18 protein-coding genes are annotated in these 24,068 nt (G+C 49.9%); 9 read left to right on the top strand and 9 right to left on the bottom strand.

Annotated features, from left to right (window positions below):
• Positions 1–135: 135 nt before the first annotated feature.
• Entirely contained in the window at positions 136–1,569 is a 1,434-nt protein-coding gene (locus EL633_RS07475) for an IS4 family transposase (protein ID WP_126625851.1), read from the bottom strand.
• 419 nt (positions 1,570–1,988) lie between these two features.
• Here EL633_RS07475 and EL633_RS07470 point away from each other — a divergent pair, with 419 nt between their 5' ends.
• From EL633_RS07470 to EL633_RS07455, 4 genes are all read left to right on the top strand, one after another.
• Positions 1,989–3,107 carry a MerR family transcriptional regulator gene (locus EL633_RS07470; protein ID WP_126626588.1) on the top strand — a complete coding sequence of 373 codons (1,119 nt, stop codon included), beginning with the start codon at positions 1,989–1,991 and terminating at the stop codon, positions 3,105–3,107.
• A 202-nt stretch (positions 3,108–3,309) separates the two neighbouring features.
• Positions 3,310–4,179, top strand: coding sequence for a hypothetical protein (locus EL633_RS07465; RefSeq protein WP_126626587.1), 870 nt, complete (start codon positions 3,310–3,312; stop codon positions 4,177–4,179).
• A gap of 225 nt (positions 4,180–4,404) precedes the next feature.
• Positions 4,405–6,483, top strand: coding sequence for a serine/threonine-protein kinase (locus EL633_RS07460; RefSeq protein WP_126626586.1), 2,079 nt, complete (start codon positions 4,405–4,407; stop codon positions 6,481–6,483).
• A gap of 102 nt (positions 6,484–6,585) precedes the next feature.
• The gene (locus tag EL633_RS07455; RefSeq protein WP_126626585.1) at positions 6,586–7,716 is read left to right on the top strand and encodes an acyl-CoA dehydrogenase family protein; all 1,131 of its coding nucleotides are present in this window, start codon (positions 6,586–6,588) and stop codon (positions 7,714–7,716) included.
• A gap of 14 nt (positions 7,717–7,730) precedes the next feature.
• On the opposite strand, the gene EL633_RS07450 is transcribed toward EL633_RS07455, so the two are convergent.
• Positions 7,731–8,858 (bottom strand): glycosyltransferase, encoded by a 1,128-nt coding sequence (locus tag EL633_RS07450; RefSeq protein ID WP_126626584.1) that lies wholly within the window; start codon positions 8,856–8,858, stop codon positions 7,731–7,733.
• 1,049 nt (positions 8,859–9,907) lie between these two features.
• On the opposite strand from EL633_RS07450, the gene EL633_RS07445 reads away from it, so the two are divergent.
• On the top strand, positions 9,908–10,876 hold the full coding sequence (locus EL633_RS07445; RefSeq protein ID WP_126626583.1) for an alpha/beta fold hydrolase: 969 nt from the start codon (positions 9,908–9,910) through the stop codon (positions 10,874–10,876).
• Positions 10,877–11,012: 136 nt separating this feature from the next.
• Here the strand turns inward: EL633_RS07445 and EL633_RS07440 are convergent, their stop codons facing one another.
• Positions 11,013–11,534, bottom strand: a complete 522-nt coding sequence (locus EL633_RS07440) for a hypothetical protein (protein ID WP_126626582.1) — start codon at positions 11,532–11,534, stop codon at positions 11,013–11,015.
• Between the two features lie 181 nt (positions 11,535–11,715).
• Between EL633_RS07440 and yabN the strand changes: the two genes are divergently transcribed.
• Positions 11,716–13,236 (top strand): bifunctional methyltransferase/pyrophosphohydrolase YabN, encoded by a 1,521-nt coding sequence (gene yabN / locus EL633_RS07435; protein WP_161982017.1) that lies wholly within the window; start codon positions 11,716–11,718, stop codon positions 13,234–13,236.
• A gap of 88 nt (positions 13,237–13,324) precedes the next feature.
• Here the strand turns inward: yabN and EL633_RS07430 are convergent, their stop codons facing one another.
• On the bottom strand, positions 13,325–14,503 hold the full coding sequence (locus EL633_RS07430; protein ID WP_246039099.1) for a citrate synthase: 1,179 nt from the start codon (positions 14,501–14,503) through the stop codon (positions 13,325–13,327).
• Between the two features lie 264 nt (positions 14,504–14,767).
• Here EL633_RS07430 and EL633_RS07425 point away from each other — a divergent pair, with 264 nt between their 5' ends.
• Positions 14,768–15,028, top strand: a complete 261-nt coding sequence (locus EL633_RS07425; RefSeq protein ID WP_126626580.1) for a helix-turn-helix domain-containing protein — start codon at positions 14,768–14,770, stop codon at positions 15,026–15,028.
• A gap of 71 nt (positions 15,029–15,099) precedes the next feature.
• Here the strand turns inward: EL633_RS07425 and EL633_RS07420 are convergent, their stop codons facing one another.
• The 4 genes from EL633_RS07420 to EL633_RS07405 all read right to left on the bottom strand — a co-directional run bounded on the left by EL633_RS07420 (position 15,100) and on the right by EL633_RS07405 (position 19,844).
• Complete coding sequence (locus tag EL633_RS07420; protein WP_126626579.1) at positions 15,100–16,509, bottom strand: DUF58 domain-containing protein; 1,410 nt, start codon at positions 16,507–16,509, stop codon at positions 15,100–15,102.
• On the bottom strand, positions 16,506–17,465 hold the full coding sequence (locus EL633_RS07415) for an AAA family ATPase (protein ID WP_126626578.1): 960 nt from the start codon (positions 17,463–17,465) through the stop codon (positions 16,506–16,508). Before EL633_RS07415 ends, EL633_RS07420 begins: the two co-directional genes overlap by 4 nt.
• Positions 17,466–17,633: 168 nt before the next feature.
• Entirely contained in the window at positions 17,634–18,503 is an 870-nt protein-coding gene (locus EL633_RS37220) for a hypothetical protein (protein WP_126626577.1), read from the bottom strand.
• 426 nt (positions 18,504–18,929) lie between these two features.
• Positions 18,930–19,844, bottom strand: coding sequence for a glycosyltransferase family 9 protein (locus tag EL633_RS07405; protein ID WP_126626576.1), 915 nt, complete (start codon positions 19,842–19,844; stop codon positions 18,930–18,932).
• A 233-nt stretch (positions 19,845–20,077) separates the two neighbouring features.
• On the opposite strand from EL633_RS07405, the gene purH reads away from it, so the two are divergent.
• Positions 20,078–21,646: a bifunctional phosphoribosylaminoimidazolecarboxamide formyltransferase/IMP cyclohydrolase gene (purH, locus tag EL633_RS07400; RefSeq protein WP_126626575.1), complete on the top strand. Its 1,569-nt coding sequence runs from the start codon at positions 20,078–20,080 to the stop codon at positions 21,644–21,646.
• 203 nt (positions 21,647–21,849) lie between these two features.
• Here purH and EL633_RS07395 read toward each other — a convergent pair whose 3' ends face one another.
• The gene (locus EL633_RS07395; protein ID WP_126626574.1) at positions 21,850–22,239 is read right to left on the bottom strand and encodes a hypothetical protein; all 390 of its coding nucleotides are present in this window, start codon (positions 22,237–22,239) and stop codon (positions 21,850–21,852) included.
• Positions 22,240–23,052: 813 nt separating this feature from the next.
• On the opposite strand from EL633_RS07395, the gene EL633_RS07390 reads away from it, so the two are divergent.
• Positions 23,053–24,021, top strand: a complete 969-nt coding sequence (locus EL633_RS07390; protein ID WP_126626573.1) for an alpha/beta fold hydrolase — start codon at positions 23,053–23,055, stop codon at positions 24,019–24,021.
• Positions 24,022–24,068 lie beyond the last annotated feature (47 nt).

The raw sequence follows: 24,068 nt of genomic DNA, 5'->3' as shown, positions 1-24,068 counted from the left end.
GAGACGCGGGGTTGCAAGGGGCAGCTAGCCCCTTGCCGGGGTTCGAGGGGTGTCCCCTCGTTTCTCCTCTTCTCCCGCAAAAGGGGAAAAAGGTTTTTTTCGGGGGACACCCCCGCACCCCCGGCTGACTTTTTATCACAAATCTAGTTGATTCGAAAGGAGGGAGGCGAGTTGCACTCCCTGCAACACGTTCTGGATATACATCCATCCCAGCCACAAGGTTTTCCATCCGGGTGGACCATCGCCTTTGCGACCCAAGTAGCCACCTTGACGTGCAATGCCATGCCAGCATTGCCGCACTGTCATGGTTTGTGCTGGATGCCCACTCAAATGAGCCACCACCAGCACAATGTCAGTGGGTATCACTACCCGCGCCAACTCGTCAGGACATTGACGCGAAAGCACGCGCAATTGCAACAAGCGCACGGCAATGGGGGCAATGATGCCCAACAATGTTCGCAATCCCTCGTAATCTCGAATCTCTCGTTCTTCCATATGGCATCCCGTTTTGAGACCTTGGTGATAGTCCTCAACAATCCAACGCCTGCGATACCACGCGACCCGTTCTTGAGCCTGAGTGGCTGTGGTGGTGGGAATCGAGCTCAACAAGATCCAGTCCAAGGCTTCAACCCCTTCCGGGGGATCAGGTTCCCATGCGCGGATCACCCAGATCACCAGCGGACGCCACTGGTTGGCTTCCCGGGTGCGGGGAGGCAACAGACGCACACACTGCCAACTCACTGCCAAAAGGACCTTGCGGGTCGGGTGTTTCTGGCTACACTTGAGCTCCATCCACATGCTCGATCGAATAGGCATCTGCTTGACCATCTCCAGCAAATGCAGCGTTGGGCTACGATGATGATGCGATCGTGGAGGCACAGGTGCCTCCCCCTGTTCCACCAACAGATCAATACAGCGATCTTCATAGGCCCGGACGAGAAAATCACACCCCTGCTCTCGGCATTGGCGCATGAACGAAAAGATGTCACTGTAGCGGTCGCCCACATGAATCCATTGACAGCCAACAGGAGGCGAGCCCAGTGTGAGCACACTACGTTCCCATACCTCCGATTCCCGTTCGCGTTTCCAGCGTTGCTGTTTGCTCTCTTTCTCAGGGGCTGGCTGGCGCAAAAAGGGTTCTTGATGAGCCAATCCCAACAACTGATCATGCTGGGGGACAACAGCCAGGACGCTTTGCAACAGAAAGCCGTGATGCGTTCCATTTCCAATGGGTCCCAGTCCACGTGTCGTAGGATGAGCCTGGTAATCCATCTCCGTGGTATCCTGAATCAACAAGACTTGCCGATGCTGGTGGCAGGCTTGTCGTGTGTGCTCCCAATGGGGGGCAACCAGACGTTCATACGAGGTATGCGACGAATGCACAAATCGATAGGACGCTTGCAAAGCCGCTGGGTTCAATACACCAGGCAGAGACGCTTGTGGATTCTGCGCCAGATGAAACGCAAGATCGACGGCACGCTTCACACGACGTGGATCGCCCAGTTGGACCGAGCCAAAGGTTGCTTGGGCCCACTGCTGAGACGACAACAAGATTGCTGGGGACAACATCACCTTCTCCTTTCTCTTCGTTCTTGGCTATTCCAATGGCATGCGTACCAAGAATCGTGGCTTTTCTACTCCCACGATTCGACGACTAAAAATGTGATAAAAAGTCAGCACCCCCGGCAGGGCGCTCCGCCCCTGCACCCCGGTTACGCTTTATTCAATAATTACTGGATAATCACCTCAGGCTTGCGCGTAGGGAGAGCAACGTTGCAATAGTCTGTTTGCTTGCCCGTCATACCCGATAGCTGAAATAAGTACGTCTATATTGTGAGAGCAGAGATTCGACAAATCCTGTGCAAAGCCTGGACTCGTATTGAAATCATATGCTATCGTATAGCGCAACAGACGTATCTCTCCTATCTCATTTAGCCAGCATGGCAATCTGGCTCTATAAATCTTTGCTTGCATAATCGGAGATGTGTATGACCACCTATGATGGATCGATCGAGTGGCCCCACCTGGAGCAATTTTCGGAGCAGCCTGCTTTTAATACGAAAGCAGTGGTACAGCAAACTGGTGTACCAGCCCCTACTCTACGTGCGTGGGAACGGCGCTATTCGCTTTTGGTACCTGAGCGGGCGAATAACGCGTATCGTCTCTACTCTGAGCGGGATATCGCTCTGATTCGCTGGCTAAAAGAGCGTGTGGATAGTGGCGTGTCCATTAGCCATGCGGTAGCCTTATTTCGCCATCTAGAGGCCCAGAAGCAGCCTTCCTCAACTGACGTTGAGGAAGGCAATGATTTTTATTTCGATATAGCTCCATCCTCGACGTTTCAGGTGACAATAGATTCTCCCAAACAATCTGAACTGGATAGTGCCACACCCTCTTTACAGGAGCACGTGTTTTTATCTGATTCTCAATTGCTTTCGACAAATCCTTATCCAATTCAATATGCAATGGAGCTATCGCGTAAACAATTGATTGACATCTTTCGGGATATGGATGAACAGGCCGCCCATGTCTTGATGGGTACGATGTTATCTTTTTATTCAGTTGAGCAGGTGTGCAGTAATCTGATTGTACCAACCCTCTGGGATATCGGGCGGCTCTGGGCTGAAGGTGAGCTGACGGTCTCGGTTGAGCATTTTGCGAGCAATTTTTTTCGTGCCGTATTGACGAATATGTTTCATGTGACACGTAGTCCTTTAACCGGACCAATTGTGTTGACCTGCTGTGCCCCTGGCGAGCCTCATGAGCTCTCTATGTTGATGCTCTCACTGTTTTTGCGCCGCCACGGTATGCGTGTGGTGTATCTAGGACAAAGTATTGAGACCACAGGATTAATGCATACGGTGAAGAAGCTCAGACCTGTTGTGGTCTGTATCTCTTTGACGTTGCCGGCTTATATGCCCGCTTTGATCGGGTTGGGGCGCCAGTTGCAGCAGTTGCCAGATAAGCCGCCCGCTTTTATTTTTGGGGGCCAGGCTTTCATGCATTTTCCTCATCCCGAGCAGCTTATTCCTGATGGCATTTATATGCATGGCGATTTACAGCAAATCACCTCACAGATCCAGACGATGGTCAATGAAAATAGCTAAGTTTATTATTCTCCCCTTGAACACGTGTGCTTTTATTGTGTATTGGAATTTTCATTTTTTGGGAAATGTTTTCTCCAGCGAATCTACGAACTGCATGGTTCTGGCGTTTTATACGAAGTGGTAGGCGATTAGCTAACTATTGTTGCTGATCGGTGTTGCGGTGTTGATGCTTGCGTTTCTCGAGTATCAAAAGGAGGATTACATGGACGAAACCACCAAATATTTTAGATACGCGCAACCTTTTCCCCGGTATGGCTGGCTGGCTTTGCTGTTATGTTTATTTGCCTGGATCAGTTCATGGCTGCACATAGAGCCATTTGGACGCTATATGTTTTTCCCTCTCTGGCTAGGCTATATCTTGTTTATGGATGCCCTGGTCTTTGTGCGTCATGGCACCTCATTACTTACGCGTATGCGCTGGCGCTTTAGCCTGCTATTTGTCGCCTCCAGTTTCTTCTGGTGGCTCTTTGAGGTCTTAAATATACCGGTTGGTAACTGGCATTATATCCTCGATCAACCGTATAGCCCATGGTTGTATGCCGTACTGGCCAGTTTAAACTTTAGTACGGTTCTACCAGCTGTCTTTGAGACTACCGAGTTTCTCTTTACCTTTAAACTGCTACGTCCTCGCCTTTCTCCTTATGAGCCAGGACCACGCCTGTCGATACCAGCTTTTTTAGGACTGGAGGTACTCGGGTTATTCTGCTTTGTCCTGCCCTGGATTTTTCCGCGTTATTGCTTTGGCCTGATCTGGCTTAGCCTGATCTTTTTATTGGATCCATTGAATAATGTGCTGGGACGTAAATCGGCACTGGCGCATCTGATGGTGCGCGATTGGCATTTTTTCATTGTGCCGCTCGGCGCCCTTTTCTGTGGCTTCTTCTGGGAAATGTGGAATTATTTTTCGCTACCAAAATGGTATTATACGATTCCCTATGTTGGTTTCTTAAAGGTTTTTGAGATGCCCCTGCTAGGGTATCTGGGCTATCTGCCATTTGCGCTAGAGCTTTTTGCCCTCTATCAATTTGTACTCTGGACCACCGGACAAAAAGAGGATTTCCTGATTATCTAGGTTCCTGAAGAATGCGACTATAGAGGAGTTATTTACATCCTCTTGACAATACTCTTGCGTTTGTACTACTGTACCTATTGCAGTATCCCCACGGCGGATCATGAAAATGTTTTACTACAATTCTCTCTGTCCTGCGTATAGTATATATGCGTTATGCTGCCAGAGGTGTATGCTGGCATGTATTGGGGATCAACGTCTTAATACAGTGTTTCGTTTGGGAGTTGGATGTCGCTTTCTGCTCAATTATTTTGTGATCATTGTGGTGCCGCGAATCGCGAGCAAGCTCAGTTCTGCCGGGCTTGTGGTCGTTCATTGCGCCTTGCAACTGACTCGACGCTAAGCTCCACTTTAACTGGCTTTCTCAATACGCAGTCACTATTGAAGCAGCAGTATCTGATCATGAGCCAGGCGGGCCGTGGCGGATTTGGCGCGGTCTACAAGGCGTCCGATCTGAAATTCGGCAATCGGCTGGTGGCGGTCAAAGAGATGAGCCAGAGCTCATTGAATCCGAAAGAACTTGAGGAGGCGCTGGCCTCTTTTAACCGTGAAGCGTTGCTACTGGCTGGACTGACCCATCCCAATCTGCCGCGTATCTATGATCAATTCATGGAAAATGGTCGCTCCTACCTGGTGATGGATTTCATTGATGGTGAGACCCTGGAAGATCGTTTGAAGCGTCTGGGGGGTGCAAAGCTGCCAGTGGAAAAGATCCTGGATATCGCGCTGCAACTCTGCTCTGTATTGGATTATCTGCATACGCGCAAGCCCCCGATCATTTTTCGCGATTTAAAGCCGGCTAATATTATGATCATCTCGACCGGCCATGTCTATCTGATCGATTTCGGTATCGCGCGCAACTTTACTCCCGGCCAGGAAAAAGACACGACCGCGCTGGGATCCTATGGCTATGCTCCTCCAGAACAATATGGCAAGTCTCAGACGACTGAGCGCGCGGATATCTATAGCCTGGGGGCGACACTGCATCAGTTATTGACAGGAGAGGATCCATCCGAGACCCCTTTCCAGTTTTCGCAGATCCATCTACGTGACGAGCGCCTGCGTGACCTGGAGACGCTGGTGATGAGTATGGTCAATGTGGATATAACGAAGCGGCCAGCCTCAGTGACTCAGGTACGGCAGGAGCTACAGCAGGTAACGATGCAGTATACAATGGGCCAGACATTACCACGGCTGGGGGTGAATGGCAACTCGCCATCTTTCACTTCGGCCACGTTAGCTCCTTTGCCTCCGAAGTCGGTAGCCGCTACCGCCTCGTATCCACCGGCCGGCTATCAGGCAACTCCGAAGGCGCCTAAAACGCCACCCGGAAAACGCTCTAAGCGCACAGGACCGCCACAGATTTATCCACAGGCGAATATGCTCTATGTGTGTATGGGCCATGCGACCCGTATCACCGCGCTCTCGTGGTCGCCGAATGGTAAATATCTGGCTTCGGCCAGCTATGATAAAACGGTTCAGATCTGGGATGCGACGAACGGTAATCATCTTTTTACCTATAAAGGACACTCTGGTCGCATTAATGATGTCTGCTGGTCGCCCGATAGCCAGTTGATCGTCTCAGCGTCCGATGATAAAACCGTGCGCCTGTGGCTTCCCCTTACTGGGAGGACTGAATATATCTTTGATCAGCATACTGCCCCGGTCAATGCTCTATCCTGGTCGCCAGATGGCCAATGGCTGGCCTCTGGAGGGGATGACAAGCAGGTCCTGGTATGGCAGGCCACAAAAGCCGACCACACGGTCTCTGCGGCCTATCGCGAGCATACCGCGCCAGTTCTTACCGTGTCCTGGTCGCCGGATAGCCGTGTCGTCACATCGGGGGGTAATGATCACGTCGTACGTATCTGGGATCCAGTCAAGATCCAACAGAAGCGCTCCTTTTTTACGGCTCTTTTCTCCATCTCTAACGGTCAGAAGATGCTGAATGGCTATAGTGGCAATATCCTGGACCTGGCCTGGTCGCCGGACAATCGTTACCTGGCCGCTACCTCCAGTGATCATCAGGTACGCCTGATTAATATCCAATCAAATTATTTCTCGACGGCTTTAAATATTGATAATGCTACCCTCAAAAATACCCTGTCCTGGTCCCCTTCAGGTCAGCATCTGGCCATCGCAGGCAACGATAAACTGGTCCATTTGTGGAATGTCGCCCAGAAGAAAGAGACCTATATCTATCATGGCCATACCGGTTATATTATGAGTCTGGCCTGGTCACCTGACGGCAGTAAAGTTGCTTCGGCAGGAGTTGATCGCACCATCCAGGTCTGGCAGGCTCAATAATACCTCTGTCCCCATTGCGCTCTTGCTTTACCGCCCCTTTCAACATATGATATTGCTATGGATGTGCGCTTTTATCGAGTATGTTGTTAAGGAGCATTTATCATGAAATTCGATCTCAATGAAGAGCAAACGGATATTCGCGACACGGTACGTCGCTTTACTGCGCAAGAGATTACACCCCATGCTGAGCGCTGGGATGAGCAGGAATATTTTCCACGTGAAGTATTTGGCAAGATGGCTGAACTGGGCTTGATGGGTATGACGATCCCAGAGGAGCATGGTGGAATTATGCTGGATCGCCAGTCCTGTGCCCTGGTCTATGAGGAACTGGCTCGAGGCGATATGGCGACGGCGGTAGGCCTGGGTGTCCATAATATGGTCACGGGAACGCTGGCACGCTTTGCTTCTGCTGAGCAGCAAAAGCGCTGGCTGCCACGGCTGGCGGCCGGCGAGATCTTAGGGGCCTTTTCATTGAGCGAAGCTGGCTCAGGTTCGGATGCGGCCAGTTTACAGTGTCAGGCAACGCCTCAAGAGGGTGGCTATCTCATTAATGGAGCCAAAATGTGGGTCACCAATGGTGGCGAGGCCGATATTTATCTGTTGATGGCGCGTAGCCCCGCTGGTATTACCAGCTTTGTCGTAGAGAAGGGGAGCGAAGGCTTCTCATTTGGGAAGCGTGAGCGTAAGATGGGCCTGCATTCCTCACCTACTCGTGAACTCCTGTTTGAGAATTGTTTTGTGCCTTACGATCAATGTATTGGAGAAGAAGGTGGTGGCTTTAAGCTAGCCCTCTCAGCCCTCGATGGTGGACGTGTCAATGTTGGCGCGATTGCGGTAGGCGTGGCCCAGGCCGCCTTTGATGTTGCCTGTACCTATGCCCGTGAGCGCGAACAGTTCGGCAAGTCCATCAGCGTCTTCCAGGGCATCCAATTTATGCTGGCCGATATGGCCATGAAGATCGAGGCAGCCCGCCTGCTGGTCTATGAGGCTGCCTATAAAATGGACCAGGGTGAGCCCGCGAGTATGCATGCTTCAATGGCTAAATGCTTCGCTACCGACATGGCCATGGAGGTCACTACCAACGCCGTCCAGGTACTGGGAGGAGCTGGCTATGTACGGGATTATCCAGTTGAGCGTTATATGCGTGATATCAAAGTCTCACAAATTTTTGAGGGCACCAACCAGATCCAGCGCGTAGTGATCGCTCGCTCTCTCCTTGGTAACTCGCGTTAACGCGCAGACACTGATTACGGTTTTTGTTGGCCGCCATCACCATCTGAGAGCAGTTGTTGCAAGATAGGTACAATTGCATCTGTCTGTGCAGTATTCCAATGCTGATAGGTGGCCACCGTTTGCTTCATCTGTTCAAGTATCGCCGGCTGCTGTACCAGCTTTTGTAGCAGCGTATACTGCTCATTGAGGGTCAGTGTCACCCAGCCCAATTCGTGCTGGCGGATAAACTGTAAATTATCTTCTTCCTGTCCCGGAATAAATGTCGTCGCGATAAATGGTTTTCCCAGGGTCACCGCTTCAAAAAGCATATTTGGGCCCGCTTTTCCCATAATCACATCTGCGGCCGCCATCGGGATAGCGATCTCTTTAGTAAATGGCAGTGGATACACATTCTTTACATGCTGGAAGCGAGCCTGTAGCGTGCGATTCGTACCGGTTGCCAGGATAATTTGCAGCCTTGCATCGGCGCTAAGCAAACGTTCTACCGTCTCCCCAAATTGGGCGGCCCCCTCACCGCCTCCTTGTAAGAAAACCGTGAAATAGTCAGGATCCAGGCCAAATTTTCGCAACACTTCAGCGCGTGTAGTCGCGTTTGCCTGCTGCGCCTGCGTAATAAATTGTGTCCTGACAGGCCAGCCAACCTGATATAAGCGCTCTGCCGCAAAGCCAGCCTCAGTCGCCAATGCATACGTTTCCCGTGTTGGTGCCAGCGTAGCGGCGGCCCGTTTCTCCGTCAACCATGAAGCATGTAACGCTTTAGGATCCGTGAAGAGCATCACAAACGGCGTAGTAAGTTTAGCGCCAGCCAACGTTTGCATCACTTCATACGTCAAAAAAGGATAGGTCGTAATGATCATGTCCGGCTGTAAGCGCTGAATAGCCGCCCGTAAATTTTTTGCCACTAATGGAGTAAAAATACGATGAGCGACCAATGCCCTCCAGGGAGCATCTGTAAGCTGAAATTCTGCCGACCAGAGCCAGAGAGCATAGCGGCTAACCCACCTATAGTGCCAGTGAAAAAAGCTAGATTGCGGATCCAAAATTTCTATATTGGCATCCTCTGTTAAGCGATCGCGTAAAGCCTCCGCCAGACTTACATGGCCGCCCCCAGTTTTTGATGTCAGAATCAAAATTGTACGCATGATCTCCTACCCAATATTCTTCCCCCCGCAAAAAGCCTTTGCAGAGTTATGTTTTTCCTCCCGACTATAGCATATTTTTGTCTGCCTGACCATCACATGAGTCACCCCGATTTTTAAGAACGGGTGTTCTCTTTTTCTCAATGCGCCTGAGAAGCGGGGTTGCAAGGGGCAGCCGGCCCCTTGCCGGGGTTCGAGGGGTGTCCCCTCGTTTCTCTTCTTCCCTCGCGCGCCGCCGTAGGCGGCGCACAAAAGAAAAAAAAGGGGTTTTTCGGGGGACACCCCCGCACCCCCGGCAGGGCGCTCCGCCCCTGCACCCCGGTTTTGAGCTTTTGTTCCAAAAAATTGCTTGTTGAAGCAGGAGGTGGGGTGCCATTCATTTTTTAACTCTGTTGGCCAATGGTATTACGGGTAAAAATGTAGCCCGCCATATGCAATTCGGTATCATGTGAGTCTTTTGCCTGTTATGGAGTGCCAAAAAAGGGTTTTTTTGTGCCCGTTTTGCCATTCGCCAACAGAGTCTTTTTTTGCAACAATACCATCATGGACATGCTCAGAGACCTTGACGTGAGGCGAAGAGACGGCAATCCCCTTGCGGGTTGCCGTCTCTTCGCCTCATGGTTTGGTTGCTTCAACACGATTTAGTTTCTCCGTTCCAGGCAACACCCTTGATGTGAAATGAATTGGGCCTCTGATCTTCTACTCATAGGTGTGCTTGCAAAAAAATGGAAGGAGAAAGCGCGTAAACAGATGTCCTGCTTGGCACCCGTGCTGCGCTATGGTAAAATAATTTATGTTCACACCATCTGCATAACGCAGATCGACAAGCTAAAACTGATACACGCTATTACCGTTAGACATAATTCGCTCAACCTTTCGCTACCTGTCTAAAGGAATATGCGTAGTTCCTTACAATAATGATATACTTTTAAATACCACATATATGCCATCGTCTTGAGGTGATATGATAGGTAGCAAAAGGAATATCGTAAGTAGTAGATCATTGGACTGTGCCGATCCGGCACTTTGATGGGAGCGAAAGAACGGAACCTATGCTACGTTACCGACTTGAAGGAAGTGGACCGCCTCTCCTCCTCATTCACGGTTGGGGCGTGACCTATGCGATCTGGCAAAATCTAGCCCCGTTACTCAAACCGCACTTTCAATTGATTATGATTGAATTGCCAGGTCTGGGAGGCTCATCCGACATTACCGGGCATGAACCATACTATCAGGTCTGCGCCGAAGCTATCGAGGAGGTGCGCCGATTTTTAGGGATTGAGAAGTGGGCGATGCTGGCGTATTCATCTGGTACACGTGCGGCCGAAGCGTATGTAAAGCGGTATCCACAATCGGTAAGTCATGCTATTTTTCTATGCCCAACCTACATTCTTGAAATCTGGGCCGTGTTTCTTCGCCTATTGGATGCGCCACACTCCCCTAGCTTGATGCAATGGGTCTTCTCAGATTGGCGGCTCCACAGTCTGGTGCGTACATTTGGCTTTAATGGCCAAAGGCATGACTATACCTATGTATGGAAAAACGAAATTGAATTGCAGCCGCTAGACATTCTGGTGCGCTCATTATGTGAGATGCCCGGCCAGGGACGAACACCTTTTTATGTTCCCTCGATCCCCACACTCTTCATCTGGGGTGGACGCGATGCCTTGATTGCTCGTCCACGTCATCTGGGACCGCAGGATGTGGTAATTCCTGCCAACCACAGCGCGCCAATGCTGGCGGCCCCCGCCGTAGCGGATGTGGTGCTTCCCTTTGTACTTGAAGGACGGATCGTAACGGTAGGTAAAAATACATCCAAGACCTTTCAGCGTGTGCGGCGCTCGAATCGCAATCAGAAAAGGTTACGCTTCATTAAGAATAGAGGGATCCTGAAGAATAGAGGGATCCTGAGTTTCAGGGATAAGCAGACGCCACAACGCCGTCGCTTCTTCTTACAGAAACGCAAAAGTTCATTACAGACGAAACGTCCACGCCAGCAACGCCGTTTCCTTGACTTGTAGCATCTGTCAGGACATAGAAAAAAGCAGAGGACCGCTAATCGATCCTCTGCTTTTCAATTATGTGCATGGAGCTAGCGATGATACTGCTCCATGCACACAGGTTTTTTTAAGACCATATTGTATGATAGCGGAATAATTAATGTTGAACGGCGGCCTGCAGTTCGCTTTTGATCTGATGAGTGGCGCTGGCACGCAGTTCGGCTAACTGCTGGTCTGAAACCTTGCTATTCGTCTTTGGATCAAAAACGATATCATCGCGAGAACAATATGACAGGCTCTTCCATTGTGCGGTAGCTTTGTCCCAGGCTGGAAAGAGGACAGTGGTTTCATCGTCTCCACGTACGATACGTTGGAAGGCGAGATAGGAAGTGACCAGTGATCCCACGATAAAGCAGAGTGTCACTACAACCAGACCTAACTGAACGAACTGGTTAAGTCCACTTTCCATACCACCAATCAGTGTAATAATCAGAAAGATACAAATACCAACCAGTACGCCGCAAATAACAATCGGTTTCATCATGGAAACATTACGAGTAGGCATATCCGGTGGTGCACAACGTGCCACACCAGAATTATAAGCTGCTTGCATTGTTTTTACCTGGTCTGTCTGGTTACAAACCGGGCAAGTGGGTTTTTGGCTTTCAGCGGACGCCATTGAGAACCTCCTTGTCGTGCTCATTCTAATGAATAAGCAACCATTGCTGTTATGTTGTCGTAAAATAGCATAGCACGTTGCTTCACATTCGACAATGCTATGCTCTTTGCATTCTCTTATTAAAGATATTTTACCCCACGGTCACCGGGAAGGTGGTGTGTGGGAGAGGACTTTTTTTTCTATGACGATTACACCTGTTTCAGCTATTACTGTTGTTGGCCTTGGCCCAGGTAGCATGCAAGATGTAACCCTGGAAGCCTATCGAATACTTGCGCAAGCCGCCGCTAATGAACAGATGGTTTATTTCCGCACGATTATTCATCCTACAGTAGAGCCATTAAAGCAAGATCTACCTAAATTACGGATAGAGTCTTTCGATAGACTCTATGACGAGTCCGATGATTGGAGCTCTCTCTATCAACAAATCGCGACAGAGGTCTGTAATTTAGCCAGCCAGCAGCCGATCATTTATGTGGTTCCTGGTCATCCCCTGGTTGGTGAGACCTCTGTACAATTAGTACTTGAGCTGGCCCGTCAACGTGGTCTCTCTACACGTATCGTCTCCGGCCTTTCTTTTATTGAGCCAGTCTGTAATTTGCTGGCACTGGATCCATTTGAGGTAGGGGCACAGATTATCGATGCGACCAATCTGGCTATCACACATATAGATGAGGTTGCCGGTAAAATTATTCCGACCATTCCTTTGATGATTGTACAGGTCTATAATCGTCGGCTGGCCAGCGAGGTCAAACTGGCCCTGGGCGAGTGCTATCCCGATGAATGGCCGGTCAAGTTGGTGCGCGCCGCCGGTGTGGGAGAGGACGAGGCCGTGATTGAGATGCCCCTTTATGAACTGGATCGTAACAATTTTGCCAATCATCTGAGTACCCTCTATGTTCCACCGGTCACTGAGCTTTCCGCCTTGCGCTTACCGGAGACACTGCGTTATATCACCATGCGCCTGCGTCGAGAGCCCGATGGATGTCCCTGGGATCGTCAGCAGACGCACGATAGTTTAAAGCGCTATGTGATTGAGGAGACCTATGAGGTGGTGGAGGCGCTGGAAGAACACAATATGGATAAGCTGGCTGAAGAGTTAGGTGATCTGTTGTTGCAGGTGTATCTACACTCAGAGGTGGCGCGTCAGGCCGATGAGTTTACGCTTGGGGATGTCTATGAGCATGTCAATGCCAAGTTGATTCGTCGCCACCCCCACATCTTTGGTAATGTCGAAGTGGACAATGCCGGGCAGGTGGTGCAGAACTGGGAAGAGATCAAGAAGCAGGAGCGGGCCTCAGCGGGCGTGGATGTGAAAAACGAAAGTGTGCTGGATCGCGTGCCACAGGCGACGCCGGCTTTGATGGTGGCACAGGAATACCAGAAGCGTGTGGTTAAGACCGGCTTTGAGTTTACCTCGTTACAGGATGTCTATGCTAAATTGGAGGAGGAGCTCGAGGAGATCAAACAGGCGACCTCTCCTGATGAGCAGCTAGAGGAGATCGGGGATGTGCTCTTTATGGTGGCCAAGCTGGCGCGTTTCCTGAAAATCGATGCCGAGGAGGCCTTACGGCTGGCAAATCGCAAGTTCCGCCAGCGTTTCCAGACCATGGAAGAACTGGCTCGTGAGGAGGAACGTCCTCTGACTTCGTATAGCACCCCTGAATGGGAAGCACTCTGGGCTCGTGCCAAAGCTTTACAATAAATACTTTGATAGAGTATGGCGTGGCGGTCGCGACCGCCACGCCATACTCTATCAAAAGAGTGAATATGTGGAAAACATGCGCATGGTGTTATTTGCGCTCTGCCAGGGGCACAAAGCTTTCATTTTGTGGACCTGTATACTCGGCTTCTGGACGGATCAAGCGGTTATTATTAACTTGCTCCAGAATATGAGCGGTCCATCCGGCGCAGCGGCTTACCGCGAAGGTAGGAGTGAAAAGATCTCCGCTGAGTCCAACGGCTTTCATCAGGGCGGCCGAATAATATTCGACGTTCGTATAAAGCTTACGGCCTGGCTTCATCTCGTCGAGTAGTGCCAGCGCTTTTGTTTCTACATAGCTGGATAGTTTGAAATCCTCAGGATCGGCGACACGAGCCATCTCACGCAGCTCCTCGGCGCGTGGGTCAGTGGTTTTATAGACGCGGTGGCCAAAGCCCATTAAGCGACCGCCATGCGTGATTGCCTCACGTATCCAGGCTTCAGCTTTCTCCACACTGCCAATCTCATGCAGCATATCCTGTACTTTAGAGGGTGCTCCACCATGTAATGGACCCTTCAAGGCTCCCAGGGCTGCTACGAGCGCGGAAGCAATATCCGACTCGGTACTGGCAACGATACGTGCCGTAAAGGTTGAGGCGTTCATACCATGATCAGCCAGCAGCACGAGATACGTGTTTAAACCACGTACATGTTCTTCTTTGGGTAGTTCACCGGTGAGCAGATAAAGATAATTGGCGGCATGGCCCAGTTCTGAACGTGACTCCAGTGGCTCTTTTCCCTGGCGCAGCCGATGAAAGGTTGCCAGGATCAGTGGGAAGCGTGCGGTAGCCGCAATAGCTTGCTCTATCGTGGGTTTACCGGATACGCTGATGGCTCCCCAGGCCGAAACAGCGGTGCGCAGTACATCCATCGGCTCAGCAGTTTTTGGAAGTTCTCGAATGGTCTGCACAACTAAATCTGGTAAGTTGCGTTCCGCGACAAACTTTGTATGTAAATCTGAGAGCTCTTTTTGTGTGGGCAGGTGGCCAAACCATAGTAAGTGCGCGACCTCTTCATAGGTGCAGGTGCGGGCCAGATCGTGGATATCGTAGCCGCGATAAATCAGGCGACCGGCTGTACCATCCACTTTACTGATTGCGGTTGTAGCCGCGACAATTCCTTCTAAGCCACCTTTATTTGGCCTGGCAGCCGTCGCAGTAGAGTTGTCTTTTTGTGGGGTATTTCCTGTATCTGGTATCATCGTTGACATTGTGTATCTGCTCCTTTGCTTTTTTATAGATTACTGGCCAGATGCATTCTTCTTTTCTAGTTGTATCATCTATGACAATGAATGTCAACAAAACTTGACGTTATTTGATTTAACTCGATTTCTATCGACAAGGCTTGATTTTTTAGCGTAAATATGTGATGATAAAAGAGTTACGGGAATATTTAATAATTAATAAAAGATGCATTAAAGACTTCACTGGCAATATATCATCTTTTCACTGAGCAACGAAAGGAGGGTTACCCCTTGATTGAGTTAGATGGTGAACCTTATTTAGACGGTCATGAAGCTTCAACTTTTCTTGGTATTAAGCTATCCACACTTTATACCTATGTGAGTCGTGGAGTCCTTAAAAGTTATCGACAAGGGATGAAGAAGCGGCGGCTCTACAAGCAGGCTGAGCTAGAGGCCCTCCTGCGCTTACGAACCAGTGATGATGTCGTGGAAAGTAGTGCGGATACGATCATTGAGATACCTTATGCCCGAGATTGGATCTCTGACATTTAGTCGTTGTCTCTATGCTGGTGACTGGTTCGCTGTAACGTATTACTGATGAAAGCGAACCAGCCATATGCTATCTACAGTTGAAATCCTATGGCTTCCTGATTGTTCTCGCTCTCCCCTTCTTCTATCTCTACATAGCCGTACGTGGTCTGTAATTTCTCCCATACTTTTTCACCACCAAGATAATGGACTGTAATGCCTGCCAGGCGGGTTGGTGGTGGATTATCACCTACCAGTAACAACGAGATTGCGTGACCACTGCGTTGCATGCGCAGGAGTATCTCCATCAAGCGCTCATTGATCTGATTGGTAATCACAATAATAGTGGTACCTATCGAGAGACTAGAACGTTCTTTTTGCAGGATTTCCTCTAGCGGAGATCCCATATGGGACTGAATGCGTGCCAGCATCTCCATAATACGCTGCCTTTGATCCTCATTGCTTGCGGCTGGAATATGGATCGTATGGCGTTGGAGTCGCTCGGCTATCGACCGGCCCTGCCCCTTTGGTTTCAGGAATGCTGCCGATGTTTCCTCATCTATCGTGCTTATTGGTGTATTGGCATAGAGACCAACCGTATGGCCTTCATCAATGGCCCAATTGCTAATAGAGGCGGCGGCACAGATTGCCAGTTCCTGCAAGGCTGGATGGATGCTATAGTAGTTATCAAGTTGAACCGAGGAATTCAAGAAGATCGCTAGAGAGTATGTGGTCGTCGATTCATAGATCTTACTTTGCAACTCCTGGGCACGTGCGGTTGCCTTCCAATCTACCCGACGCATGCTATCACCATAAACATAATCGCGCACACCTATCACGCGCGAAGGATCTTCGAGAAATCTGCGCGACGTACGTAGATCTCCAAATGGTCGTTTAGATGGTAGCTGAAAGCTAGTAATTGGTACGACCAGCGGATAAACCAGGACGTGATTGAGTTCTTGAATTTTCAGTTCGCGACCGATAAAACCAAAGAGGTCACTACTATGTAGTTTGGCCGGACCAAAGGTATAGATGCCCCGATTAATGCAGTGCAAGGTATAATTTCTGGTTACGCGTTCATACCAGCGCAGACTAAAGAGTCCTTCTAGTACCACGCTATTGCTGACCAGTGTTTTACGGATCGCCTGACCTTTCAATGGCAAGGCCCGTGGCATCATATCATCAACCTGTACTACCGGTAAAGGCAAAAGTTTGGCGTTTTCAATTGAGACCGAGAGTGTAATCTCTTCGCCGAACAAGACCCTCTTTTCGCTGAGATGCCGCTGGTAGCGCACTTCTTGTAGACAATAAGTGGCCCAGACATCTGTAATAGCGAGCGCCAATAAAAAGATACAGCTACAGACCAGTAGTAGCGGACTATGTGTGATGACACTCCCAAGTAGAAAGATGCCACCCAGAAGATACAAGTATGGGTTGACGCGGGAGCCTTCTCCCATCTTTGCTTTTTTTGCGGCCTTGTCTGAAGCTAGCTGTGCTTTGCTCATTGTTCAACCGGTACTGCTGTGCTTTGTAATATATCTACAATTACCTGTTCCATATCATGGCCATGTAAACGTGATTGGTTAGTGGCAATCATACGATGGGACAGCACATGCGGTGCCAGACGTTTTACATCATCTGGAATTACATAGTCGCGAGCCTGTATGGCTGCCATCGCCTGGCTGGCGCGATACAGTGCCAGTGTACCACGTGGGCTGACGCCAAGTTCTACCTCGCTATGATCACGTGTGCCATGAATAAGATCAACAATATAGTTTTCAATATTGGTGTTAACATGGATCTTGCGCACCGCCTGTTGCAACTTCATCAACTGCTCCGCATCCACAACTGGTGTAAGCTGCTGAAGTGGTTGCTGCTCTTTAAAGCGCTGCAGGATCTGGCGCTCCTCATTCTTATTGGGATAGTTGAGTCGTAAGCGCATCAAAAAGCGATCCAACTGTGCTTCAGGTAAAGGAAATGTACCTTCAAGTTCAACCGGATTTTGCGTGGCAATAACCATAAAGGGACGTGGTAGAGGAATTGTTGAGCGTTCAACGCTGATCTGGCGCTCCTCCATCGCTTCCAGCAAGGCTGACTGTGTACGGGGGGTTGCGCGATTGATCTCATCGGCCAGTACAATTTGTGATAGCAAGGGACCGGGTCGGAACTCAAACTCGCCCTTCTTTTGATTGTAGAAGGTAATGCCTGTAATATCCGAGGGCAGGAGATCAGGCGTAAACTGGATGCGCTGAAAGCTACATCCCAGGGAGCGCGAAAGCGCTTTCGCGATGGTGGTTTTTCCAATACCCGGCACATCTTCAAAGAGCACATGCCCCTCGCAGAGGAGTGCTACCACCAGCAGTTCTATCACCTCATCCTTACCGATGATGACACGACCAACATTTTTTCTGATCGTCTGAGCTGCATCCCATATGAGGCGAATGTCTGTATTTCGTTCCATGTATATTCCTATGCATTGAGAGAGAAGCAGAAACAATGTTTATCAGATATTTGTTTGCCTGCTCATCTATAGAACAATTTGATCAGGAAAGAGCATATCCTTCCGTTCTTTCCTGATGTAATCATAGAATATACGTCTAAAGAGCGTCAAACATCACCTGGAAAAGGATTAACCGCCCATTTTGATGCGTACTGTGGCACCCTGTGAGGCGCTCTGCTGATTATTTTGATCACGTGCCACCGCTATCATGTTGGCGGTCACATTGCGCATAAATTTGTTGAAGCCACGCTCATTGATTGTCCAGGGAATAGTGGCGACACCATTAGCATCGGCAACCACTGGCTGTGTCTGTTGAAAGGCAGGTGTAGCTGTATAATTAATGACTAGTGACACTGCCGCACCAGGTTTGGTTATAACAGTGATATTGACCGTTGTATGATTATCGACTGTGCCAGGGACATTGCTGAACTGTGCCGTTAATGGCCCATTGTTAACCGCTGGCGTTGGCGTTGGTTGAGGGGCCTGCGTGGGTATTGGTGTGGGTGTAGGTGGTAGTGTGGGAGTTGCCGTAGGTTGTGGGGTAGCCGTGGGTGTCACCTTAGCCGCGCTGGTCTGCTGAGTATCCGGCGTGGGATTAGCTGGCTGGGTATTTGTTTGAGTTGGCGCTGATACTGTTGGGCGGCCAGGATTTGCGAATTGTGAGAAGGCGTTGCCAATCAAAATAACACCAATGATACTACACAACACGACCGCGCCAATTGCAATAAAGAGCACGCGATACGCTGGATCGGAGCGCCACAAATAGGCTATTTTGCTGGTCAGTGGTCCTGGAGGAAGTGCTTTACCTTTACCCCTATTGATGAGTTGCTCTGGCCGAACATTCGGTGTGGGACGCTGGCCGGGATTAAAGGGTGCTCCTGGTGTTGGCTGGTATGGATAATTAGCTGGTGGCACATTGGCCTGGAACATCTCCGTTGGCGCGTCATGTTCGACCCTCATATTTGGTCGATAAGGCTGTTTTGATGGATCTCCATTCATAAGACATCCTCCTCTCTACTCATGCGTGAAGGGTAGTGTACTTGCTCTACAGGCTCCACCTGTAAGAATAATAGAAAAAAATGAGAACTGATTTTTTTGCAGCACCCGATACGCATTGCTCAATAGATCAACACGAACGAGTATATGTGATATTTTCATCTGTGTAAAATTTCTAGTAAAAAGTGCTAATAATCACGCCTTTCACGATAGTATGCTGGCGGACCGACCTGCGTCATGTGATACGCTCTTCGCCCGCTCCGCGGGCGGAAGAGGAGGAGGTTGCGGGGGCACAGCCCCCGAACCCCCAGTCAAGGGGCTTGCCGCCCCTTGCATCCCCGCCTGGGCTATGAGTTGGTCACCCCTTGCATCCCCGCCTGGGCTATGAGTTGGTCGCCCCTTGTATCCCCGCTTTGCACATGAGTTGGGTCAGATCTTTAGCAGGGTTGCCGTTACTGATGAGGGACTGATTGCTGCTAACGAAGGATTGTAGATAACCTGGACGCGTTCGCCGATAGGTCGCCAGATGACTGGACTGCTGGGGCCGAATAGGGCAACCGTGGGTAGTCCGAGCAGGGCCGCCAGATGGGTGATGCCAGCGTCATTGCCTAAATAACCACGACACTGGCGTAGTATCTGGGCCAGTGTGGTCAAGGGAGCATCCACAATACTATGCAGTAACTCAGGTGATGGTGGTGCTGGAAGCAGTCTTTGCAATTCCTGGAATCGTGCCTGCTCCGCGGGTCCGATGCAAAGCAGGACGGGTATCGCTTGTTGCCAGAGGGCGGTGATTACGGCCGCAAAATGGGCTAGTGGCCAGCACTTGGTTGCTCCTCCACTGCCAGGATGAATGGCGATAGTATGGCCCCATGGACTATCCGCGACTGGCTGCCAGGCATATGCGCCGGGCGGTTGCCAGTAACTGGCTATGCCGGTTCTTTCTCCACTACTGCTGGCCAGATAATCCACAATTGGTTGGGGAGACTGGGATACTGGTCGTCCCGGGGCAATGGAGATCTGGTCAATACCTGCGGCGCGTAAATTGGCCTCTACCGTACCATCTGGATCTCGCAGCCAGCAGATGGCGCGTTCTATCTGCTGTAACTTGCTGTGTAACTGTTGTTGTCCCCGGCTATCCGCTGGAAGGAAGAGTCGGCTCCAGATGCGCTCCTCGTAACTGGATACCTCATCCGCCAGATTGAATGCTTGAAGTAATGGAAGTACCGCCGCATTGCCCACAAACGTTAGTGCAAGATCCGCTCTGGTTTTATGTAAATACTGTAACAGCGGAAAAGTTACCAGTGTATCCCCAATGGCTCCGGGACGCATCACAAGCATACGCATAGATTTTTCCTTTTTTCCTTGTCTGAAATAACGAGCAAGTCTGCTCCAGTATCGCTGCCAGGCCAGTATTTTGTATAGAGGTGTAAGAATAGTCGCGTTCGCTGTTCTATGCTTTGTAGCATATACTGATATGAGTAGGATAGTTCTAAATAATGCTAGCCTTTGTATCCTGGCACCTGTAACTTGCGCCTGCGTGTTTCGTTCTTGCCCTATACATCCTGAAAGGATGACCAATGAGAGCGATAATTAGTGTGGCTAACCATGAGGGACTCTCAATGTTAGCTCAGGAATTGCTAAGCCATCATGTTACTATCTTCGCGACCGGTGGTACCCAAAAGGCGCTGGTGGAAGAGGGAATCAATGCGCAATCTGTTAACGAGATAACCCAGTTTCCAGAGATTTTAAGTGGGCGTGTCAAGACACTACATCCGACGATCTTTGGGGGTATTCTGGCTCATCGAGGATTGCCAGAACATGAGAAGGAACTCAAGCAACATCAGATCCAGCCAATTGATATTGTGGCGGTTAACCTGTCTCCTTTTGTGGAGAAAGTAAGCAATCCAACGACGGCACTCGATGAGGCTCTTGAGCATATCGATATTGGTGGTGTGGCGCTAGTGAGAGCGGCGGCTAAAAATTTTCAGGATGTAGTCGTGCTGGTACGTCCGCAGGACTACTTTCCTGTCTTGCAGGAGTGGCGTGAACAGGGTGAGGTAAGCCTGGAGACGCGCCGTCGCCTGGCGGCGACCGCCTTCCAGCATACGGCCTGCTATGATACTGCAATCGCTGAATATTTACGCGGGGTCAGCAATGAAACTTTTCCGGAAGAACTGACAATCTCCCTTGAGCGTATTCATTTCTTGCGTTATGGCGAAAATCCTCATCAACACGCCGCCTTTTATCGCTGGACTGGCTCTCCGGCCTCCGCCATTCTACCAACCCTGGCTGATTGTGAGATTTTGCAAGGGAAAGATCTTTCCTACAATAATTTATTGGATCTTGATGTGGCCTTAAATGCCGTCCAGAGCTTTACTGCCCCAACCATTGTGATCGTGAAACATACTAATCCCTGTGGATTGGCCTGTGATGATGTCCTGGTCGAGGCCTATAAAAAGGCTCATGCAGGTGATCCTGTCTCAGCTTTCGGTGGCGTCATTGGCAGCAATAGACCCATTGATCAAGCCACGGCATTGGAGATCAGCCAGCTATTCTATGAAGCTATCATTGCGCCAGAGTTTACGGCTGAAGCTTTGCAGATTCTGGAGACACGCAAAAATCTGCGCCTGCTGGCTACCCATCGACCGATCGAGCCCAAACTTATCAATACTGAACTGCTCTTAATGGGTCGGCCAGAGGTAAGGACCGTCGGGGGAGGACTGCTGTTGCAGACGCCAGATTTTGTCGGTGATGGTGAGGCTGAATATCGGGTCGTGACCGATCGCGATCCAACCCTGGAAGAGATTACTGATCTAATGTTTGCCTGGAAGGTCGTCAGGTGCGTGAAGTCCAATGCTATTGTCCTGGCCCATAAATTAATGGTCGTTGGGGTAGGCGCTGGCCAGATGAGTCGTGTGACCAGTGTACAACTTGCGGTCTACAAAGCGGGAGATCGCGCCCATGGATCTGTGCTGGCCTCGGATGCCTTCTTTCCTTTCGCCGATGGCGTTGAAGCCGCCGCTAAAGCCGGTGTGACCGCCATCATCCAGCCAGGAGGATCCGTGCGCGACGAAGAAGCGATTCGGGCCGCCAATAAGCACGTAATGGCGATGATCTTTACCGGGAAACGCCACTTCAGACACTAACATACAAAAAAGAGAAAGAAGAAAAGCCAAAAGATATGAAACCTTTCCAAATGTTTTAAGGAGGTCTCCCCTTAAATACCTTGCGTGTCGGGAGACACACCAGCATCTGGAAAGGTTTCATATCTTTTGTGTATCTGCAGGCTGGAGGAAATACTGATATTCATTGCAGCCTTCCTCTTATCTCAGGATAAATTGAACTGCCGCTATGCCGCGATCAGATCGTCTGAGAAGAAGCGGACCCACAACACAACAACGGCCAGGCCGCCAATCAAGGCGAAGAAGCCGACGGCACCACCATTGGTATTGCCTACCTCTTTAAATGGATAGAAGAGGATCAGAGAGAGCCAGACAATGGTTAGTGTTACTGTCGCGCTTAATTTTTTGGTTTCGGACGTGGCATTGACAAACAGGTGATAGCCGCCAACGACCAGTAGGCCGATAACTCCAAGCACAAGTTTGAGAGGTGTCAGGTTTGAGCCATCGCCCGCCCAGTCAATGACGATAGAGTCCTTCACAAATATGAAGATACACATCCAGAGCATGGCCAGGACGATGCCTAGGATGACCTTACGAATCTCCAATGGACTATTCACAGTATACGGCTCCTTTCGAGGAGGATTTTTTACAAAAAAAGGACAAGACAATGTGAATGCACAAATTCTTTTTGTGTATTCGTATTGTAGTCGTTATGTCAGAATAAATCAATGTCTGACCGATATCTGTTTGCCCTCCCGCCGCCGCCTACGGCGGCGCGGGGAGGAGAGAGAAAGTGTATTTGGGGACACCCCAAACCCCGGCAGGAAGGGCTTGCCGCCCCTCCTGCACCTCCCCACTCGTGGAAATGAGAGTGGGAGAAAGTGTATTTGGGGACACCCCAAACCCCGGCAGGAAGGGCTTGCCGCCCCTCCTGCACCTCCCCACTCGTGGAAATGGGAGTGGACTAAAGTTAAATATTGGGGGACTGCCATATTTCCAGTTTTCCAGGCGAGTGTGGGGCAGAAAAGCTAATAATCTCCTCAATTGTATGGGGCGAAATGGCGACAATATGTGGTTGTCAGCAATATATAAAAGTAAGCCTCAAATGGGGGAGGTGCAGGAGGGGCCGTACAGGCCCCTCCTGCCGGGGTTTGGGGTGTCCCCAACCTTTCCCCTTAACCCATCCCCGCCGCAGGCGGGGGTGGAGGGAACTGCACGATATGACTATTATGGCTAGTACCGTTTGCGCAATTTCGATGGCACATGCTATATTAGTTCTTGAGCTTCTATTGCTCTATACATAAGTAAATCTTAATTAGGGTTATTGATATTTCCATCACTAAAGTCAGTATAGTATGATTGTTGGGGCGGTATGATGATCGTCTCATTATTGAAATTAGATAGAACAGCAAGTAGGAGTGGTTATAGATATGGCAATTGCAAAGAAATTGTTTAATACCAGTCTGATCGTGGGCGGTGCGCTGGGAGCACTTGCTCTTTATAACAAGGTGACTGAAACCATGGCGGGCGAGCTTGATACTGTTCTAACAGGTGAAGAGCGCCGCTATCCATGGAAGTACGGCGATATGTTTTATGAGGTTAAGGGCAACCGCGATGCCCGACCAGTGGTTTTGATCCATGGCTTTGGTCCTGGCGCGTCATCCTATGAGTGGCGTAAGAATATCGATTCACTCTCTGAGCAGTTCCGCGTCTATGCTCTGGATCTCCTGGGATGCGGTCTATCGGACCATCCAGTGATTGATTATGATGCTGAAACGTATACCGACCTATTGAATGATTTTATTCGTGAAGTGGTAGGCAAGCCCGCGATTGTGGTGGCCCGTGGTTTAACATCCGCTTATGTGATTGCTGCCGCTTACCGCCGCCCTCAGTTATTCGAGCGTTTGATTCTGGTCGGGGCTTCCCCGACGATGTTGCAGGAATCGTATCCTGGACCTTTGAATGCATTGCAGAAGTTTGTGTTGCGTACACCGATTGTGGGACAGTTCATCTATAATGCTTTGACTTCCCGCCAGGCTATTCGTCGCTATTATGATGATCAGGGCTATCATAATCCTGGTTTGATTACCGATGAACTGGTTGAGTATGTTTATACTTCCGCTCATCAGCCCGATAGTCGTCATGTGGGCGCGGCCTTCTTGAGTGGTCATTTAAATCTGGATGTTCATGAGCCACTTGCACGTTTGCAGGTTCCAGTGATTGCGGTTTGGGGTCGTGAAGGTATGTTGACGCCAGCTGAGGCCAGTAGCGCCTTTAAGCGTGTCAATCCTCGCGTTGATGTGCGTATCATTGATAAGTCTATTACCCAGATTCAGGATGAGCAGGCAGCCCAATTTAATAATCTTGTCCGGGAATTTGCTGGCACACCTGTCAAATAAAAATTTATCCATCGCGCAGTACACATAAAAAAGAGCAGGCATCTGGA

It is taken from the genome of Dictyobacter alpinus (assembly GCF_003967575.1).
GTDB classification, from domain to species: domain Bacteria; phylum Chloroflexota; class Ktedonobacteria; order Ktedonobacterales; family Ktedonobacteraceae; genus Dictyobacter; species Dictyobacter alpinus.
This window is presented reverse-complemented; position numbering and strand designations above follow the sequence as displayed.

Bases quoted from the DNA above. Each gene is read 5' to 3' on its own strand.
- EL633_RS07475 (WP_126625851.1), bottom strand. From the start codon at position 1,569: ATGTTGTCCCCAGCAATCTTGTTGTCGTCTCAGCAGTGGGCCCAAGCA.
- EL633_RS07470 (WP_126626588.1), top strand. From the start codon at position 1,989: ATGACCACCTATGATGGATCGATCGAGTGGCCCCACCTGGAGCAATTT.
- EL633_RS07465 (WP_126626587.1), top strand. From the start codon at position 3,310: ATGGACGAAACCACCAAATATTTTAGATACGCGCAACCTTTTCCCCGG.
- EL633_RS07460 (WP_126626586.1), top strand. From the start codon at position 4,405: ATGTCGCTTTCTGCTCAATTATTTTGTGATCATTGTGGTGCCGCGAAT.
- EL633_RS07455 (WP_126626585.1), top strand. From the start codon at position 6,586: ATGAAATTCGATCTCAATGAAGAGCAAACGGATATTCGCGACACGGTA.
- EL633_RS07450 (WP_126626584.1), bottom strand. From the start codon at position 8,858: ATGCGTACAATTTTGATTCTGACATCAAAAACTGGGGGCGGCCATGTA.
- EL633_RS07445 (WP_126626583.1), top strand. From the start codon at position 9,908: ATGCTACGTTACCGACTTGAAGGAAGTGGACCGCCTCTCCTCCTCATT.
- EL633_RS07440 (WP_126626582.1), bottom strand. From the start codon at position 11,534: ATGGCGTCCGCTGAAAGCCAAAAACCCACTTGCCCGGTTTGTAACCAG.
- yabN (WP_161982017.1), top strand. From the start codon at position 11,716: ATGACGATTACACCTGTTTCAGCTATTACTGTTGTTGGCCTTGGCCCA.
- EL633_RS07430 (WP_246039099.1), bottom strand. From the start codon at position 14,503: ATGTCAACGATGATACCAGATACAGGAAATACCCCACAAAAAGACAAC.
- EL633_RS07420 (WP_126626579.1), bottom strand. From the start codon at position 16,509: ATGAGCAAAGCACAGCTAGCTTCAGACAAGGCCGCAAAAAAAGCAAAG.
- EL633_RS07415 (WP_126626578.1), bottom strand. From the start codon at position 17,465: ATGGAACGAAATACAGACATTCGCCTCATATGGGATGCAGCTCAGACG.
- EL633_RS37220 (WP_126626577.1), bottom strand. From the start codon at position 18,503: ATGAATGGAGATCCATCAAAACAGCCTTATCGACCAAATATGAGGGTC.
- EL633_RS07405 (WP_126626576.1), bottom strand. From the start codon at position 19,844: ATGCGTATGCTTGTGATGCGTCCCGGAGCCATTGGGGATACACTGGTA.
- purH (WP_126626575.1), top strand. From the start codon at position 20,078: ATGAGAGCGATAATTAGTGTGGCTAACCATGAGGGACTCTCAATGTTA.
- EL633_RS07390 (WP_126626573.1), top strand. From the start codon at position 23,053: ATGGCAATTGCAAAGAAATTGTTTAATACCAGTCTGATCGTGGGCGGT.